We start from the raw sequence: 16,847 nt of genomic DNA on the forward strand, positions 1-16,847 counted from the left end.
CATTAATTAAGTTTTTGGGGAGAGGATTTTTTGATTTATTTTGATTACGCCGCTACAACACCAATGAGTAATACGGCGTTAACTGCCTATACTGAAGCGGCTAGGAAGTATTTTGGCAATGCGAATAGCATTCATGATTGTGGAACAGAAGCTCAACAAGTTTTACATTTATGTAAGCAAAAAGTAAGCACGTATATAGGAGCAACTCCCGAACAGATCCACTTTACTAGTGGAGGATCAGAAAGTAATTTGTTGGCTATAGAGTATTTAAAACAACAGACTGTCGGTAAACATATTATTTTGTCTGCTGGTGAACACAACTCAATTAGACAAACTGAGGATAAGTTAATCAATGAAGGATATGAAGTTAGTATTGTCTATTTTAATGAACAAGGAGTTATGGATCTTGAAATGTTGTATGAACTAACAAGAGACGATACAGCATTCATTAGTGTACAACACATTAATGGTGAGATTGGAACAATTCAGCCAATTGATGAAATAAGCATATGGTGTCAGGAAAATCATATCAAACTCCATGTTGATGCTGTGCAAAGCTTTGGGAAAATAGATTTAACTCAAATAGCTAATCAAGTTGATAGCCTTTCAGTATCAGGTCATAAGATATACGGGCCTAAAGGAATTGGGTTACTATATTTAAAGGAAACCCCCATTTATGAACCATCTTTGTTTCAATTTGTCTTAAAAGGTAATACAGTAGATATCCCAAGTGTTGTTGCTTTTACAGCATCTTGTGAAGAGTCTGTGCATTTATTGAAACAAGAAGTGGTTCAAATGGAACAATTGAGACAAACATTTAAACAATCCTTAAACTATAAAGAATATATCCGTTTTTTTGAAGCGGAAGAAGAGAATCAGCTTGCCTCAATTATTGGTATGGCTATTGAGCGTATGGATGGTCAATATGTTATGTTAGAATGTAATCGACATAACTTTGCGATATCAACAGGAAGTGCATGTGATGTACGCTATCAAAAGATGACAAATACAATGGAAGCATTACAAGTTGGTGAAGAGACAGCGCGACAATTTTTTAGAATATCATTTGGTCGATATACGACTGAATCTAATATTAGGTCCTTAGCTAAATGTTTAAATGACTTGATTCAATCACAAGTCATAAGTGGGGTGTGATAAATTGACTAATCAAAAGTTATCGAGTACTGAGCGTCGTCAACAAATACAAGCTTTATTAAAACATAGTGATGAGCCGAAAACAGGAAAAGAACTTTCAGAAGTCTATTCCGTTAGTCGTCAAGTGATTGTAGGTGACATTGCTTTATTAAAGGCGCAAAATGAACCGATTATGTCAACAAGTCAAGGCTATATTTATATGAATAACCAGGATAAAGACTATTTATATGAACGAACCATCGCTTGTAGACATAATAGAGAAGAAACAGAAGAAGAGTTGAATATCTTAGTAGACCACGGAGTATATGTAAAAGATGTCATTGTCGATCATTTGGTTTACGGCGAATTTAAAGCAGTCTTACATATCTCGAACCGGGTTGACGTTAAAAAGTTTGCAGCACAAATCCAAGAATCTAATGCATCTTTATTATCTGAATTAACAGGAGGTGTTCATCTACATACAATTGCAGCAAATGAAGAAGAGTTACTTGATCAAGCTGAAAAAGCGTTAGATGATCAAGGATTCATTGTCAAAGAATAGTACAAAATTAATCATCATTTGTAACGTGGGTTCATCATTTGAATCCACGTTTTTCATTTGATTATTAAATTTAAAATAGTTAGAAAAATATGTTAATATTAATTGAACTAAACATAGAATTGAAATGGTTTGAAGGTGGAACTTGTTAAGGGAAGGGGATAGTTAATTGATAAAACAAAAGCTTTATTTTGGCTGTGTTTCGTCACCATATAAGTTATCAATTCATCTATTTTCAGGTTCAGTTATATCCACTTTGTACCGTGGAAGACGAGTAGTGTGACAACAATTGTTGTGGTTTTATTTTACATAATAGTTATAATTCCATTAACAGCATATTTAGCAGAAAAATTAGTAAAACACTCCTGACATAAAGTTCAATTGTTGTCGTTTGTAAGGTTAAATACAAATGTTAATAATCGAGGTGTCCGGTGCATGATTAATTTAAATCCAATTGGTATAGCTTACAATCAAAGAAATGAAATTGAGGATGATTACTGGGGAGGTATCGTAAGTCAGATTATTATTGATTCTAATTTGCCACAAGATGCTCTTGATGGAATTGAATCCTTCTCTCACGTTGATGTCATATACTACTTTCATCAAGTAGATCAAGATAAGATCGTGACAGGTGCAAGACACCCAAGAAATGATCATAGCCTGCCAAAAGTCGGCATATTTGGTCAGCGTGGTAAAAACAGGCCGAATCAAATAGGACTAACGACAGTTAAAGTTGTCAAAACGGAGGGGAGAAAGTTAATGGTTGAAGGGCTTGATTGCATTAACGAAACACCTATACTAGACATAAAACCAGTAATGCAAGAATTTCTCCCACAAGGCCCAGTTAGACAACCAAAGTGGTCGCATGAAATTATGAGAAACTATTGGAATAATTAAAGTGTTGGAAGGGATCGTTATGAAATTATGTTCTTTGCCAAATTTTAAAATTGATTCGATGGGAAAGGTTTCAAGAGAGGTGTTGGATTTAGGGCTTCAAGATTTTCATCAAGTTGTAAAGTTTGTTCATGAACTGCCTTATGGTAGGACTACCGATCGGTCTGATTATCACCTAGTTTTAAGAGAAGGTAAAGGGACTTGTAGCACGAAGCATGCACTGCTTTCTGCGTTATGTATCGAGCAAAAGTACACGGTATTGAATTATATGCAGGTATTTACGAAATGAACGAAGCTAACACACCAGGTGTAGGTGGTGTGTTAGAGCAATTCGGGCTTCGTCCAATCCCAGAAGCTCATTGTTATTTAAAGTATAAGCATGAAAGGTATGACTTCACTAGATTTTGTGAGTCAGGTCATTCAAGCCTTCATATTATAAAAGAAGAAAATATATTACCAAACCAAATTGGTGAATTTAAGGAGATATTCCATCGTTCATCCATACAAAATTGGCTACAAGATTATGAGTTGAGATCATTTCAATTAGAGGATATATGGAGCATTCGAGAAGCATGCATTCAAGCGTTATCTTGACGTATCCAGTATTTTAAAGAAATTGGATAATTATCTCTAACGGGTTCTGTGGAGAGATGTGCTTCAACTAACGTGAGCAGTTTAGTAGAAGAAGCAAAAGAAGTTTCCGAAAGGGAGAGGTTATGTGGATTTAAAAATATTAGCATCAGAAATAGCGAATATCTATCAACAAAACCCAAAAGTTGAAGCTGTTTTATTAGGAGGTTCCGTATCACGAAATTGGCAAGATGAACATTCGGATATTGAACTATTTATTTTATGGAAAGGAGCTCCTACTGACGAGGAAAGGAAGGCTGCAATCGTGAAATTAAATGGTAATATTATTGATTTTCACCCATATGAAGATGAGGAATGGTCAGAAACATACATAACTCAGGGAGTGAAATTAGAAATAAGTAATTTTCTAACAGAAACAATTAACAGAGTTATAAGTGATGTGATTATATCCTATGATACGGATTTAGATAAGCAATGTATCGTAGCTGCGGTTTATAACGGAGTTGCTCTCAGTGGTGATTCAGTTATTAATATTATGAAAGAGAAGGTAAGTAAATACCCTTATGAATTAAGTGTGGCTATGGTAAAGGAGAATATTTATTTAGGAAACAGATGGAATAATCGCGAGGCTTTACTTGAGCGTAAAGACTGGTTAATGCTTTATAAAGTTATGGTGTCCGTTCAAACCAATTTAATGGGTATATTATTCGGATTAAACCGTCAGTTCGTACACCACCCAGCTTTTAAGTGGCAAAAACATACACTTAGTTCAATGGAAATCATTCCTGAAAATGTATCAAATCGCTTAGAGTCTATTTTTCTAAATGACCCAAAGGTTTCTATAAGAGAATTAGAAGTAATAATTAAGGAAATGTACGAACTAATACAATGTGAATATCCGCAAATAGATTTATCTTTAGTTCTTGATAAATCGTTATTTTTGAGACCAAAAAATGAAATGAAATAGAAAACTTGCTAAGCTAAACCAGCTAATAGTTTGTCAACATTTTTCAATAAAAAGCTAAAAATATATGTGATATACTAAATTTGCGCATGCCAAATAACCTTCCCACATCTTGTGGTTGGAAGGTTTTGCTTTATTTGGTTAGATGTAGTTGTTATGCTGCATCTTGGAAAGTTGACTTACTTTTAAGTAAAGCATAAATCCAATGTAAGAGTTTATTGACGCAAGCGATGATGGCTGCTCTATATGATTTTCCTTCGTCGCGTTTCTTATCGTAGTATTCTCTTAACCTTTTATTTCGCGGAATAACGTCTTCGCTCGTTTTCTTCTTTCGAGCGTCTCGTATTCCGCATTGCACAGCCATATAAAGGGCGTGCCTGAGTCGGCTTGATCCTCTTTTGGTAATTCGATTAACTGAGGCTGTAAATTTACCAGAAGCATAGACACTTGGATCAACGCCAGCGAATGCAACAAGTTTTTTAGGATGATTAAACCGATTGATTTCCCCAATTTCTGAAATGATTGTGGCGGCAATCTTTTCACCAATACCAGGGATCGATTGGATAATCTTATATTCTTCAATGTCTTTTGCAAGAGTATCTATTTCAGTGTTCAACTTGGATAGATGCCCTTGGTATTGAAGAATGAGTTGGATTAATAACTCTAAATTAAATAGATGACTTTGATATACATTACTTTGAAATGGATTCTTTATTGCGGCGTCTCTTAGCTTTCGTGCCTTTTCTTCTGCCCATTTATTAGAACGACTCTTACATTGCGAAGCTATGGTATCGGTTATTTCGGCTTGAGTAGCACTTAAAACCGTTTCAGACGTTGGAAAAGTTAAGAGTGTCTGTAAGGATACTCTAGAATATAGGTCACCAAATACACCTCTATATTCAGGAAATACTTGATCTAAAATCGATTGAAGCTGTAACTTGGTTTGAGCTGCTGTACTAGATAAACTTTCGTGCTGTCGTGTTAGATTACGAAGGTTTAAGAGTTGAACACCTCTTCTTCTATGAGGTTCCAATTCTTCCTTATAATAAAGCTCACACAGGTGATAAGCATCAATGGCATCCGTTTTGACTTTGCGTAAGCTTGAACTTTTAGCTCGAAAGGCTATTAATGGATTCACCAAGATATATACATATTGATGTTCCTCTAAAAAATGAATAATCGGAGTATGGTAGTGTCCAGTTGATTCCAGCACAACCGAAGGTTTAACTCCTGTCTTTGATTCTATTTCCTCTAAGAACTTTAACAATTGATTCAGTCCATCTAGATCATGATGAATACTAAAACTCTTACGATAAGGCTTGCCTTTATCTAAGAATGCCTGAACCTGACTTTCCCCTTTGGCAACATCTAGACCAATAACTGGATTCATACGATTCTCCTCTCTAAAGTAATCAGATTTGTCGGTATCCCCTAAGGCTCCTTGTAACGTCATAGGTTCGCTTGTTAAACGGGATCAATGTCCCAACCAGCTTGAATCATGATTATACAAGTAGGGGGTGAACAGTTTAGCTAACGGGATCAAATTGAGAAGGAATAGACTTCTGCACGTTAATTAGAGCACACGCCATGTCGTTTGACATGGAGCCTCTGCGAACACGATTTCTTTGCCAGGAAACCAGCTTTAATAAATGACGCTGGCTTAGCCTTGAAAGGCTATCACGTTCACTTCTCCAAGTAAAACGCAGTGTTTTCCTATATTACTCAGATAGTCCCACGGGGGCTCCGTTCTACCCCGACTACCGTAATCATAAAACCTTATAAAAAAAGGTCAACCAGAAATATCTGGCTAACCTTATATTACGAACGGGGGCGATTGTTTATCCCTGCTTTCACTATTGTGACAGTTTACTTTAATAACCTTGTTTAATATTAAAGTTACTCGAGAAATTAATGGGGGAGTGTACATGACTGGAAAAGTAGTATGGAACAACGAAGAACTTTATGGTTGCGAGTACCTTAGAATAAGGAGTACAAACGAAAATATCATTGTTCACAGTACAGTAATTTATGTAGATAACAGCAATGCTCATAATTTAAATTATAATGTTGAGTTAGATGAGCATTGGCTTACTAAGAAGTTTAATATTGATGTTGAAAATGCAGATAGTTTAGAATTACATACTGACGGAAAGGGAAACTGGTTTAATGGTGGTGAAGAAATAATTGAGAAGCTTGAAGGTGCAGTTGACATAGATATTTCAGCTACTCCTTTTTCCAACTCTTTACCTATTAATAGAATAAATTGGAGTATTAATCAAACAGAACACTTTCATATGGTTTATGTATCAATTCCTTCTTTAGAAACAAAAAAGGTACCCCAGTCTTATCAATATATTCGTAAGGAAAGTGAATTAAGATACTTCAAATACCGTTGTTATGATTATGAGACAATCATATGTGTTGACTCAAATGGGTTAGTTGTTGATTATCCAAATACATTTTGTAGGGTTCTATAGTGTGCTTAACAAGTGACTCTAATTATTTAAATTAACTGTGCGATTGTTCAATAAGGTCAGTCTCTTCTTTAACTAACGAAGCAGGATTGTGGAATAAGGAATTTGAACTGTTCAAGAATAGAGAGGGGAATTTAAAATGAGAATTTTTGATGCACATTTTCATATTATTGATTTTGATTTTCCTATTATTGAAAACCAAGGATATACACCACCGAGTTATGTTGTAACAGATTATCAAAATGAAACTACCGATTTGAATGTATTAGGTGGAGCGATTGTATCTGGTTCTTTCCAAGGCTTTGACCAAGACTACTTATTGAAAGCACTTAAACAAATGGGTCCAGCATTTTGTGGAGTAACACAATTGCCTTTTACTGTGACGGATGATGAAATTATAAGTTTACATAGCAGTGGAGTAAGGGCATTGCGATTTAATATCAAACGAGGCGGTTCAGAAGATTTATCAAAACTCGATTACCTTGCAAGAAGAGTTTACGATTTAGTAGGGTGGCATAGTGAACTTTATATTGATGCAAAAGAGTTACCCGATATTGCACCGACTATAGAAAGATTACCTGCTATTTCAATTGACCATTTAGGATTAACTGGAGAGGGATTACCACATTTATTAAAGCTGGTGGATAAAGGTGTTAGAGTTAAAGCCACTGGTTTTGGTCGTGTACAATTGAATATCGAGAATGCCTTAAAGTCCATTTACGATATTAACCCAGATGCTCTTATGTTCGGAACAGATTTACCATCTACAAGGGCGAAAAGACCTTTTGAATATGCCGATATCGAACTAATTCAGCGTCTATTTGAGGAAAAATCTACCGATAAAATCTTGTATTCTAATGCTTTAAAATGGTACTTCAAGTAATTCATTTACAATTATATTTATAATGAAATTTGTGAAGTTTGTAAGTGAGTGAGTACACTTAAAGTAACGGGTGGCAAGAGTTTAACAAGGCGCTCAAGAAGAAAATTATTCTTTTTTTGATACAATTACTGGAATATTATGTTAAAATTGGTGTGGAAGGTATTGAACTAATGAAGTAGGAAGAGTTGAATAAGGAATTAAGTATTTTTCTAATATAGGGGGATGGATAACAATGGAAAAGGAAATTAACTTTAGAATAGCAGCAGAACAAGATTTGGATAAAATTGTTGAAATGCTTGCTGATGATGTCTTAGGTAGTAAGAGGGAAAGATACGAGCAACCCCTTCCAGATAGTTACATAAGAGCGTTCCAATCTATTACATCCGACCCAAACAATGAATTGGTTGTAGCATACCAAGGAGATGAAATTATTGGGGTTCAACAAATTACCTTCACTCCTTATATAACGCATCAGGGAGGTTGGAGAGCTACCCTTGAAGGTGTAAGAACTTCATCTTCATCTCGTAGTAAAGGCATTGGGACTGAGCTCATTAAATGGGGAATTAACCGTGCAAAAGAACGTGGTTGTCAAATAGTACAGCTTACAACAGATAAAGAACGTCCAGATGCTTTGAGATTTTATGAAAAGTTAGGTTTTAAGGCAACACATGAAGGATTAAAAATTAAATTATAATATTTTCACTAACTGGGGGCGTTACTTGAATAAGGTTGAACATTCCTTGTTGAACTAACGGGGCAAGATTACTTAAAAAGAAAGTTCAATATTTAAATTAGTAAATAATTATTTTGAAAGGGGGAACTTTATATGGAAATTAAAACAATGACTTTACAGACAGCAAAATTAACTGAAATGAAAGATTTTTATATTAAGCAATTAGGATTTATTTTGATAGAGGAAAACGACGACAGTTTTAGGTTTGCTGTCGGTAGTAGCGAATTAGAATTTACTTCAAATGGAGTAACAAAAAATCCTTACTACCATTTTGCCATCAATATTCCTTCAAATAAATTTATTGAAGCAAAAACATGGATAAAGGAGAGAGTTAGTTTAAATTTAGAAGACGGACAAGATGAGGTTGATTTTACTCATTTACCTGCCCACGCTTTATACTTTGATGACCCATCTGGTAATGTGGTTGAGTTTATTTCAAGGCATTCAATGAAAACAGACCAAGACAAACCATTCTCAATAAAGAGTGTTCTAAATATAAGTGAAATAGGTGTGACAGTCAATGATGTATACAGTGCAGCGGGCGCTCTAAACAGAGTTGGTGTAACTGAACGGGATAATGAAGTCATAAATAAACAAAATCTTAATTTTATGGGGGATAGAAAGACAGGCGTATTTATCATTTTGAATCAACCTGGTAGAAGATGGATTTTCTCAGAAAAACTTTCTAATATCTTTCCACTTTCAATCACGTTATCTAATAATAGTAAAATAGATGTTAATACGAACGGTGAGTTAAGTACAACAGCGTAAAGGTGTTTTGATGGGAAAGGAAGTACCTTAATTGGGTTCCGTTAGCCCCAGTAGGTCTTGTTATGGTACTAACAGGGGCAAGAGTTTAACAAGGCGATCAAGAAAATTGGTCGTCTTTTTATTGGTACAATTATTGGAATATTATGTTAACATTGGTGTAGAAGATATTGAACTTACGAAGCAGAAAAGTTTAATAGCCTCAAGATGAAAACTTTATTTAATTAAAGGGGAAATGTCCATGAGATACCTGATATTGTTAACTCCATCAATAAATTGGAGAGAGGGTGTAGTCCTACATAATCAACCGTTTATGCCTGAACATGCTGTGTATGTTCAAACCGAATATAATAAAGGAAATATAGTTTTAGCTGGACCATTTGGAGGTTCAACTGGAGGAGCAATAGTTATTGATGTTGCAAAGGAAGAGGATGTTATTAAATTCGTTGAAAATGACCCTACTGTTAAAAATGGTATCTTCAGTTATGAAATAAAGCAATGGGATTATAAAATGAGCAAAATTGAATATGAAAATCCAGGTTTTGACCAAGGATATATTGATTACAAACATAAGATTCAAAAAGAATTAGGGATTATTTAGGATGTTTCCAATTCAAGTAACGGTGCAAGCGTTTAAGCAAGGCGGTCATTAAGTTGATCGTATATTTAATTCTGGTTGATAAAATATTGGAATATTTTGTTAACATTAAATTAGAAGTTTTTGAGCTAACGAGAGGAGTTTTGTTCAAGAAAGAAAGGATGTTTAAAAGTGGAAATACGCAATGTGAGAAGTTCTGACTATAACGTAATCTCACCTTTGATTAACGAATGGTGGGGCGGAAGGCAAATGTCCGATATGTTACCTAAGTTATTCTTTGTTCATTTTAATAATACAAGTTTTATTGCTGAAAAAGATGGTGAAATTGTTGGATTTTTAATTGGCTTTCTGTCTCAATCTGATACGGATGTTGCATACATACATTTTGTTGGAGTTAATCCAGAGTACCGTAAAAACCAAATTGGAAAGCAACTTTATAATGAATTTTTCAATGTGGTAAAAAAGAATAATAGAAATGCTGTTCGTGCTGAAACTTCACCAGTAAACAAGGTTTCAATTGCTTATCATACCAAGATGGGATTTCATATTGACAAAGGTGACAAAGAAGTTGATGGAGTATCTGTATTTTCCGATTACGATGGAAAAAATCAAGATAGGGTATTGTTTATTAAGAGAATTGTTTAAAACTCATTCTTGCTGTGCTAAAGGGCGCATCAGACTTCTGTAGTAAAATTATATAAGAACATCACAGGAGAGATATTAAATGATTAAGGGAATATATGAATTTATAAGTGAAGCACAGTTAAAAAAGTATGCAGAACTTGCTGTACGAGCTGGTGTAAATTTGCAAAAAAATCAATTATTGATTATTCATAGTGATATACAAAATGCTACGTTTGCACGTCTAATCCAAACGGTAGCCTACGAGGCAGGAGCTTCAAATGTTTTTATAGATTGGACAGATGAACAGTCCACCAAAGAATTTTACTTAAATGCAGCAGATAGTGCCATCGATTACTTTCCTGATTGGCAAGCTGACCGTTTTAAGGAGTGGGGCGATGCAGGTGCTGCTTACATCCATATTATTTCTGAAAACTTAGGTGTCTTTAAGGAGGTTTCTACAGAAAGGATCAATCGTTTCCAAAAAGCTTCACGTACAAAATTGAGGGATTATCATGCGAAAATTAGGTCCCACGAGGTACGCTGGTGTCTTCTAGCTGTTCCATACGTTGAATGGGCAACTAAAGTTTTTCCCAACCTAAGTGAAGAAGAAGCTTTACAATCATTATGGAAATTAATTTTAAGAGGAGCTCGGGCAGATGGGAAAAATCCTATAAAAGATTGGGAGAGTCACAATAGAGCCTTCGAGTCTCGAAAGAAAATCCTAAACGAGAGCCAATTTGAAGCCCTGCATTTTACAAATAGCCGTGGAACTGATTTATTAGTTGGTCTACCTAAAAATCACCTCTATATCGGTGGGGGTGTCACAGATAAAAATGGAGTACCTTTCTTTCCGAACATTCCTACCGAAGAAATATTTACTGCTCCCCATAAAAATAAGGTGAATGGCAAATTGGTAGGTACTAAACCTCTTATTTATGGAGGGAGTGTCATCGATGAATTTTATCTAATTTTTAAAGATGGACGGATTACAGACTATAATGCCGCAAAGGGACAGGAAGTGTTACAAAATCTCATCGAAACAGACGAAGGTTCACATTATCTAGGTGAAATTGCCTTGGTCTCTAATGAATCACCACTTGCTCAGACAGATACTCTTTTTTACAATACTTTGTTTGATGAAAATACGTCCTGTCATATTGGAATCGGAAATGCATCTCCCTCCAATATTCAAAATGGCATTGACCAATCTGAGGAAGAGTTGAAGGCAGCGGGTCTGAATACTTCACTTTTGTTAGTCAATGTGACCTTTGGCACCGAAGATATGGAAGTAGTAGGCATTAAAGAAGGTGGAACTGAAGCCCTACTAATAAAGGATGGGGATTTCCAATTCTAAATCGTCTACAACTTAAAAACAGAGTAAACGGATTTGTTGTGGTTTATACTTAGTGCTAACTCTAGCAATAGTAAAAACAAACTGGGCAGCATTCCTGCAACAACTGAAGATTATGGGTTATGTTTAGATATACGATAATTCAAAAGAAGTTAAGAGGGGATTGTTGATGGAAAGTAAAATTGAAATTTATGAAACAGAATCTCAATATTTCAGCCCCTATAAACACTTTATTTCACGAATTCAAGAAATGGAAGAAAAATCTGTTTACGGGGCTAAGGTTGCCAAAATGTGGGCTGAAATTTTAAATCAATCTCTTTATAAAGAAACCTATCCTGTAATTCATCCGATTGGGCAGGAAACATTTTCACTATATGCGGAGTATCCAATTGGTGTATTTGAATATGCTTTAGACATTGATGGTGCTTCTTCACTTATAAAAGAAAGAAGTATTAAACCAGTACAGTTTACTCCGTCGAACATAATTGATGCAGTTGATCAAGAAAATATAAATAAAGACCCAAATCGAGTAAAACCAAACCATAAAAACCCTGTAATGGCACTTCAGAGTCGGTATCTAACTGTTAATAAACCTTATTGTATTAATGGAAACCACCGGATATTTGAAGCATATCGAAATAACGATACGCAAATAGATGTTTTTCTATTTAAAGATTTGGAGTTTGTACCTTTCTTTTATGACATTCTTAGTAAAGCAACTTACTTTTTGGAGATTGATTACAAAAATGTAGTTTCTGATGAGAGGTACATACCAAGCGAAAAAGGTGCATTTGTATATGAATTTTAATTGACTTGGGTTAAAGGTCTCTTTAACAAGTAACAAGGCGATCAAGAAAATTGGTCGTCTTTTTATTGGTACAATTATTGGAATATTATGTTAACATTGGTGTAGAAGATATTGAACTATAGAAGCAGGATAACTTAAGAAGGGGGGAGAATTTTATTGTGTTGTTTGAACAAAAGGACAGTAAATTAAAATTATTGTTTTACATTTACTTTTTATTCATGTTGCTCTTTTATTTAGGATACACGTTATTGTGGAATCATCGAATGAATATGTCAGAGCACTGGCAATCAGTGAATAATTTTAGGGAAGAAGATATGGAAACGCTTACCCGATTAGCCAATTGGACAGAGGTTTTTGAATTAGCGTTTGTTATATTATTCATATCAATGAGTATCTTTTATTTTTATAAATACAGAAAAGATAAAAATAATATTTTGATAGTTAAGCAATATTTATTTGTGCACTTATTCTTGCTTATTATAATCGTGACATCGAGTTTTATTTTAGCTCGAGTTACACCGTTACTTATTGGAAATTTACTTGTTCCATTATATATGCCAGCTATTATTTTTGTAGGGTTACTGTGTTATATGGTATTAGGATTGATAAAATCAAATCGGCTAAATAGTGGTTTATAAGTAATGAACAGTTGAATAGAGATGACTACCTTCTACAATTATTCCTTCTTCAACTCAGGGGGGCAAGAGTTTAGCAAGGCGATCAAGGGAATTGGTCGAATTGGTCGTCTTTTTTATTGGTACAATTATTGGAATATTATGTTAACATTGGTGTAGAAGATATTGAACTAACGAGGCAGGATTGTTGAAGAAGCTTTTATCACAAAGTTGGTACTTATACAGACTTAGGGGTGAACGATGAACAAATTAATTAGTAGTATTATTTTGATAAGCTTAAGTTTTATAGTGGGATGTTCAGGCTCAGCCACATATGACACTGACGAAGTAGCCGCTATTGTAAGGGGAGAAGAAATAACAGTTGGGGACATTCGCTTTTTTGTTGAGGCGGAAGATGAAGATTTACCTGAAGTTGTTGAATCAATGGTTAGGGAAACTGTTGTTATTCAAGAAGCTAAGGAAATGGGAATCGATGTATCAGATGAAGTCGAAGAGTCAATTAAATCCTTTGGTCAGTATCCTTCTGAAAATGTTGATACTGATAAAGCAAATGAAATTAGAGAGTTTGCAGAGGCTCAGGCTGAAAGGTTTGATATGAAGCCAAAAGAGTTTCATAAGGAGTTTATAGAGAGAAGTGCTAAGAGAAGTGCCTATCCAAATGAATTTTTTAAAGAACATTTTGATAGTAATCCTGAAACAGAAGAAGCTGAAGAAATGAATGAAGAAATACAACAAATAGTTGATGTGTTGTTAAAAGAACACGAAGATAAAATTGAAATACTAATCAAATAATTGATAAATAATAATTTGTAATTGAACTAACATGGGGCGATTGTTTAATAAATAGGATACTCTTCTTGTGCTAAAGTAGTAGGTTAAAGAATGATGATACGGAGGAGATTTATTTGTCAAAAGCTATTTTTATTGATAGAGATGGCACAATTGGAGGGACAGATAAGGTTGTATTTCCTAGAGACTTTCAACTGTATCCTTTCGTTGGCAATTCAATTTACAAATTAAAAAAGTTAGGAAATCCTATATTTTCTTTTACAAATCAACCAGGTATTTCAAGGGGAGAAGCAACAAGGGAAGACTTTGAGAGAGAACTTATAGGTTTTGGTTTTGATAAGGTATATCTTTGTCCACACCAACACAACGAAGGATGTCAATGTCGGAAACCATCGACTGGAATGTTGATTCAAGCAGCAAAAGAAAATAATTTAAATTTAAAAGAATGTGTAGTCATTGGAGATAGATGGACAGATATGCTTGCGGCTCAAGAAGCAGGTTGCATTAAAGTATTAGTCAAGACAGGTGCTGGGGATTTAATAAATACAAAAATAAGGACTATTATGGTAAGTATGCTGGGGTTTCTCCTGAATATTTTGCATCAAATTTTCAGGAAGCAGTTGATTGGATCATAACTAATTTTAAGTGAATCAATGTTCAATTAAAGGGGGCGATTGTTCAGTAAGAATGATCGTTCTTAAATTAACGTGAGCAGGATTCTTTAACAAGATTTTATTTTGGTGGAGGTTATTTTATATGGGGAAGGATACTCTGTTGTTTTGGGTGTTTTTTCTAATATTTTTGTATGTGAGTCATCATTTTTACTTTTACTTTGTAGATCCTTTTTTACTTTCAATTCACCTAGGTGTAATGTATTTTGTTATTTTCCCGGTGGTATTTATTTCGTTATCGGCTGTCTTGGCAAATGTGGCAAAGAATTTTTTTCTTTAAGATAATTAAAGTAACGGGTTGCGTTAGTTGAATAAGGAATATACTACTAAAGGACCTAGAAAATTCTAAGTCCGTTTTTTATGATTTCTAATGAAAATAAAAAGCATAGCCCTCAATCAGGCTATGCTTTTTGACTGCGTTTATACAAACATGCTAAGCCCCATCATTAGTGAGCTTAACAACATCGCAATAATCATTAAATAGATTACAATCGTTGTCCATTTCTTTTTCTTTCTGCGACTAGAAGCATAAGGAGCACGAGGCTTTTTGTTGTTAGACACAGTAATTCCTCCCTTAAAGTATCCATTAACATCATTGTAAAAGAAAAACTAAGATTGGACAAGATAAAACTTTGCTTTACAATAAAAGTAGATGACGAATTTTTCTTACAATTGTAAAATGGTAACAGGAGGGAGACGCTTTATATGAGTAACCATTTTAATGAACAGTATAATCAATGGAAAGAACAGGTTAAGAAGACAAATGAGAGGTTTAAAGAGCGTAAAGAGGAGTTCTTAAATAAATCCGACATTGAAATTGATCCGCTGTATGTTCCTAAAGAGAATCAAGTTAATGACGACTACGTAGAAAATATTGGTTTTCCAGGACAGTACCCTTTTACTAGAGGGATCCAGCCTTCAATGTATCGTAATCGTTTCTGGACGATGAGACAATATGCGGGTTTTGGTTCTGCTAAAGAAACGAATGAACGTTTTAGATACTTATTAGATCAAGGTCAAACTGGGTTATCAGTCGCTTTTGATTTGCCTACTCAAATCGGATACGACTCAGACGATCTGATGAGTGAAGGTGAGGTCGGTAAAGTAGGAGTAGCAATTGATTCATTAGAAGACATGGAAACACTTTTAAAGGGTATTCCATTAGACCAGGTCAGTACGTCGATGACCATTAATGCACCTGCTTCTGTTTTATTGTGTATGTACATAGCAGTTGCAGAAAAACAAGGTGTTCCTAAAGAGAAAATCACTGGTACGATTCAAAATGATATATTAAAAGAATATATCGCAAGAGGTACTTATATTTACCCGCCAAAGGCATCGATGCGTTTAATTACGAATATTTTTGAGTATTGTGCTCAAGAGGTACCGAAGTTTAATACAATTAGTATTTCGGGCTATCACATTCGTGAAGCTGGCTCAACTGCTGTCCAAGAAGTAGCATTTACGCTTGCAAATGGAATGGCTTATGTTGATGCGGCAATTGAACGCGGTTTAGAAGTCGATCAATTTGCCACTAGATTAGCTTTTTTCTTTAATGCTCATAATAATTTCTTTGAAGAAGCAGCTAAATTTAGAGCAGCGAGGAGAATCTGGGCTAAATTAATGAAAGAGAAGTATCAAGCTCAAAATGAAAAAAGCTGGCGCTTACGTTTTCATACACAAACAGGTGGCTCAACGTTAACAGCACAGCAGCCAGACAACAATATCGTAAGAGTAGCTCTACAGGCATTATCGGCTGTCATGGGTGGTACCCAAAGCTTACATACGAACTCTAGAGATGAAGCACTTGCTCTACCAACTGAGGATTCAGCCCGTATTGCTCTACGTACACAACAAATTATTGCTCATGAAAGTGGTGTAGCTGATACAGTCGACCCTCTAGCTGGTTCATATTATGTCGAGCAATTAACTGATGAAATTGAACAAGAAGTCATGTCTTATCTTGAGAGAATCGAAGAAATGGGTGGCGCAGTTAAAGCAGTAGAAGAAGGCTATATGCAAAGAGAGATCCATCAGACAGCTTACGAGACGCAGAAGAAGATTGAGTCACAAGAAGAAATTATTGTTGGTATGAATGAATTCCAGATTGAAGAAGAAGTTCATGAAGATTTATTAAGAGTAGATGAACAATTAGAACAAGACCAAGTGAAGCAAGTAGAAAATGTTAGAAAATCACGTGATCAATCACGAGTGGATCAAACTTTAAACGAACTGAAAGAAGCGGCTCAACATCCTAATAGTAATTTAATGCCATACATTTTAAATTGCGTTAAGGTTTATGCCACTGTAGGAGAAATTTGCCATGTATTACGTGATGAATTCGGTGAGTATACAGGTATGTAGTATGTAA

At 34.9% G+C, this 16,847-nt stretch carries 19 protein-coding genes; 17 read left to right on the top strand and 2 right to left on the bottom strand.

Annotated features, from left to right (window positions below; all coding sequences use genetic code 11):
- The first annotated feature begins 30 nt into the window (after positions 1–30).
- From ABDZ63_RS05980 to ABDZ63_RS06000, 5 genes are all read left to right on the top strand, one after another.
- A complete protein-coding gene (locus ABDZ63_RS05980; RefSeq protein ID WP_343782409.1) occupies positions 31–1,155 on the top strand; it encodes an IscS subfamily cysteine desulfurase in 1,125 nt (374 codons plus the stop codon).
- Between the two features lie 4 nt (positions 1,156–1,159).
- Positions 1,160–1,696 (top strand): transcription repressor NadR, encoded by a 537-nt coding sequence (locus ABDZ63_RS05985; RefSeq protein WP_343782411.1) that lies wholly within the window; start codon positions 1,160–1,162, stop codon positions 1,694–1,696.
- Between the two features lie 432 nt (positions 1,697–2,128).
- Positions 2,129–2,590: an SAM-dependent methyltransferase gene (locus ABDZ63_RS05990; RefSeq protein ID WP_343782412.1), complete on the top strand. Its 462-nt coding sequence runs from the start codon at positions 2,129–2,131 to the stop codon at positions 2,588–2,590.
- Between the two features lie 231 nt (positions 2,591–2,821).
- Positions 2,822–3,181, top strand: coding sequence for a hypothetical protein (locus ABDZ63_RS05995; protein ID WP_343782413.1), 360 nt, complete (start codon positions 2,822–2,824; stop codon positions 3,179–3,181).
- Positions 3,182–3,305: 124 nt separating this feature from the next.
- Positions 3,306–4,145, top strand: coding sequence for a DUF4037 domain-containing protein (locus ABDZ63_RS06000; protein WP_343782414.1), 840 nt, complete (start codon positions 3,306–3,308; stop codon positions 4,143–4,145).
- A 151-nt stretch (positions 4,146–4,296) separates the two neighbouring features.
- Here the strand turns inward: ABDZ63_RS06000 and ABDZ63_RS06005 are convergent, their stop codons facing one another.
- On the bottom strand, positions 4,297–5,532 hold the full coding sequence (locus ABDZ63_RS06005; protein ID WP_343782653.1) for an IS110 family RNA-guided transposase: 1,236 nt from the start codon (positions 5,530–5,532) through the stop codon (positions 4,297–4,299).
- A gap of 535 nt (positions 5,533–6,067) precedes the next feature.
- Here ABDZ63_RS06005 and ABDZ63_RS06010 point away from each other — a divergent pair.
- The 11 genes from ABDZ63_RS06010 (at position 6,068) to ABDZ63_RS06060 (ending at position 14,440) form a co-directional block, all read left to right on the top strand.
- Positions 6,068–6,619, top strand: a complete 552-nt coding sequence (locus ABDZ63_RS06010; protein ID WP_343782415.1) for a putative glycolipid-binding domain-containing protein — start codon at positions 6,068–6,070, stop codon at positions 6,617–6,619.
- 136 nt (positions 6,620–6,755) lie between these two features.
- Complete coding sequence (locus ABDZ63_RS06015) at positions 6,756–7,499, top strand: amidohydrolase family protein (protein ID WP_343782416.1); 744 nt, start codon at positions 6,756–6,758, stop codon at positions 7,497–7,499.
- A 232-nt stretch (positions 7,500–7,731) separates the two neighbouring features.
- Entirely contained in the window at positions 7,732–8,193 is a 462-nt protein-coding gene (locus ABDZ63_RS06020; RefSeq protein WP_343782418.1) for a GNAT family N-acetyltransferase, read from the top strand.
- 132 nt (positions 8,194–8,325) lie between these two features.
- Complete coding sequence (locus ABDZ63_RS06025) at positions 8,326–9,003, top strand: VOC family protein (RefSeq protein WP_343782419.1); 678 nt, start codon at positions 8,326–8,328, stop codon at positions 9,001–9,003.
- Positions 9,004–9,241: 238 nt separating this feature from the next.
- A complete protein-coding gene (locus ABDZ63_RS06030) occupies positions 9,242–9,601 on the top strand; it encodes a YciI family protein (RefSeq protein ID WP_343782420.1) in 360 nt (119 codons plus the stop codon).
- A 168-nt stretch (positions 9,602–9,769) separates the two neighbouring features.
- Positions 9,770–10,243, top strand: a complete 474-nt coding sequence (locus tag ABDZ63_RS06035) for a GNAT family N-acetyltransferase (protein WP_343782421.1) — start codon at positions 9,770–9,772, stop codon at positions 10,241–10,243.
- Between the two features lie 79 nt (positions 10,244–10,322).
- Positions 10,323–11,576 carry an aminopeptidase gene (locus ABDZ63_RS06040; RefSeq protein ID WP_343782422.1) on the top strand — a complete coding sequence of 418 codons (1,254 nt, stop codon included), beginning with the start codon at positions 10,323–10,325 and terminating at the stop codon, positions 11,574–11,576.
- A gap of 166 nt (positions 11,577–11,742) precedes the next feature.
- The gene (locus ABDZ63_RS06045; RefSeq protein WP_343782424.1) at positions 11,743–12,381 is read left to right on the top strand and encodes a hypothetical protein; all 639 of its coding nucleotides are present in this window, start codon (positions 11,743–11,745) and stop codon (positions 12,379–12,381) included.
- A gap of 158 nt (positions 12,382–12,539) precedes the next feature.
- Positions 12,540–13,019 carry a hypothetical protein gene (locus ABDZ63_RS06050; RefSeq protein ID WP_343782425.1) on the top strand — a complete coding sequence of 160 codons (480 nt, stop codon included), beginning with the start codon at positions 12,540–12,542 and terminating at the stop codon, positions 13,017–13,019.
- Between the two features lie 237 nt (positions 13,020–13,256).
- Positions 13,257–13,808 (top strand): SurA N-terminal domain-containing protein, encoded by a 552-nt coding sequence (locus tag ABDZ63_RS06055; protein WP_343782426.1) that lies wholly within the window; start codon positions 13,257–13,259, stop codon positions 13,806–13,808.
- A 113-nt stretch (positions 13,809–13,921) separates the two neighbouring features.
- The gene (locus tag ABDZ63_RS06060; protein WP_343782428.1) at positions 13,922–14,440 is read left to right on the top strand and encodes an HAD-IIIA family hydrolase; all 519 of its coding nucleotides are present in this window, start codon (positions 13,922–13,924) and stop codon (positions 14,438–14,440) included.
- Positions 14,441–14,896: 456 nt separating this feature from the next.
- Here ABDZ63_RS06060 and prli42 read toward each other — a convergent pair whose 3' ends face one another.
- Positions 14,897–15,037, bottom strand: coding sequence for a stressosome-associated protein Prli42 (gene prli42, locus ABDZ63_RS06065; protein ID WP_343782429.1), 141 nt, complete (start codon positions 15,035–15,037; stop codon positions 14,897–14,899).
- 144 nt (positions 15,038–15,181) lie between these two features.
- On the opposite strand from prli42, the gene ABDZ63_RS06070 reads away from it, so the two are divergent.
- On the top strand, positions 15,182–16,840 hold the full coding sequence (locus ABDZ63_RS06070; protein ID WP_343782431.1) for an acyl-CoA mutase large subunit family protein: 1,659 nt from the start codon (positions 15,182–15,184) through the stop codon (positions 16,838–16,840).
- Positions 16,841–16,847: the final 7 nt, after the last annotated feature.

Origin of the sequence: Alkalibacillus silvisoli (assembly GCF_039521975.1) — a bacterium.
In the GTDB taxonomy this organism is placed as follows: domain Bacteria; phylum Bacillota; class Bacilli; order Bacillales; family Alkalibacillaceae; genus Alkalibacillus; species Alkalibacillus silvisoli.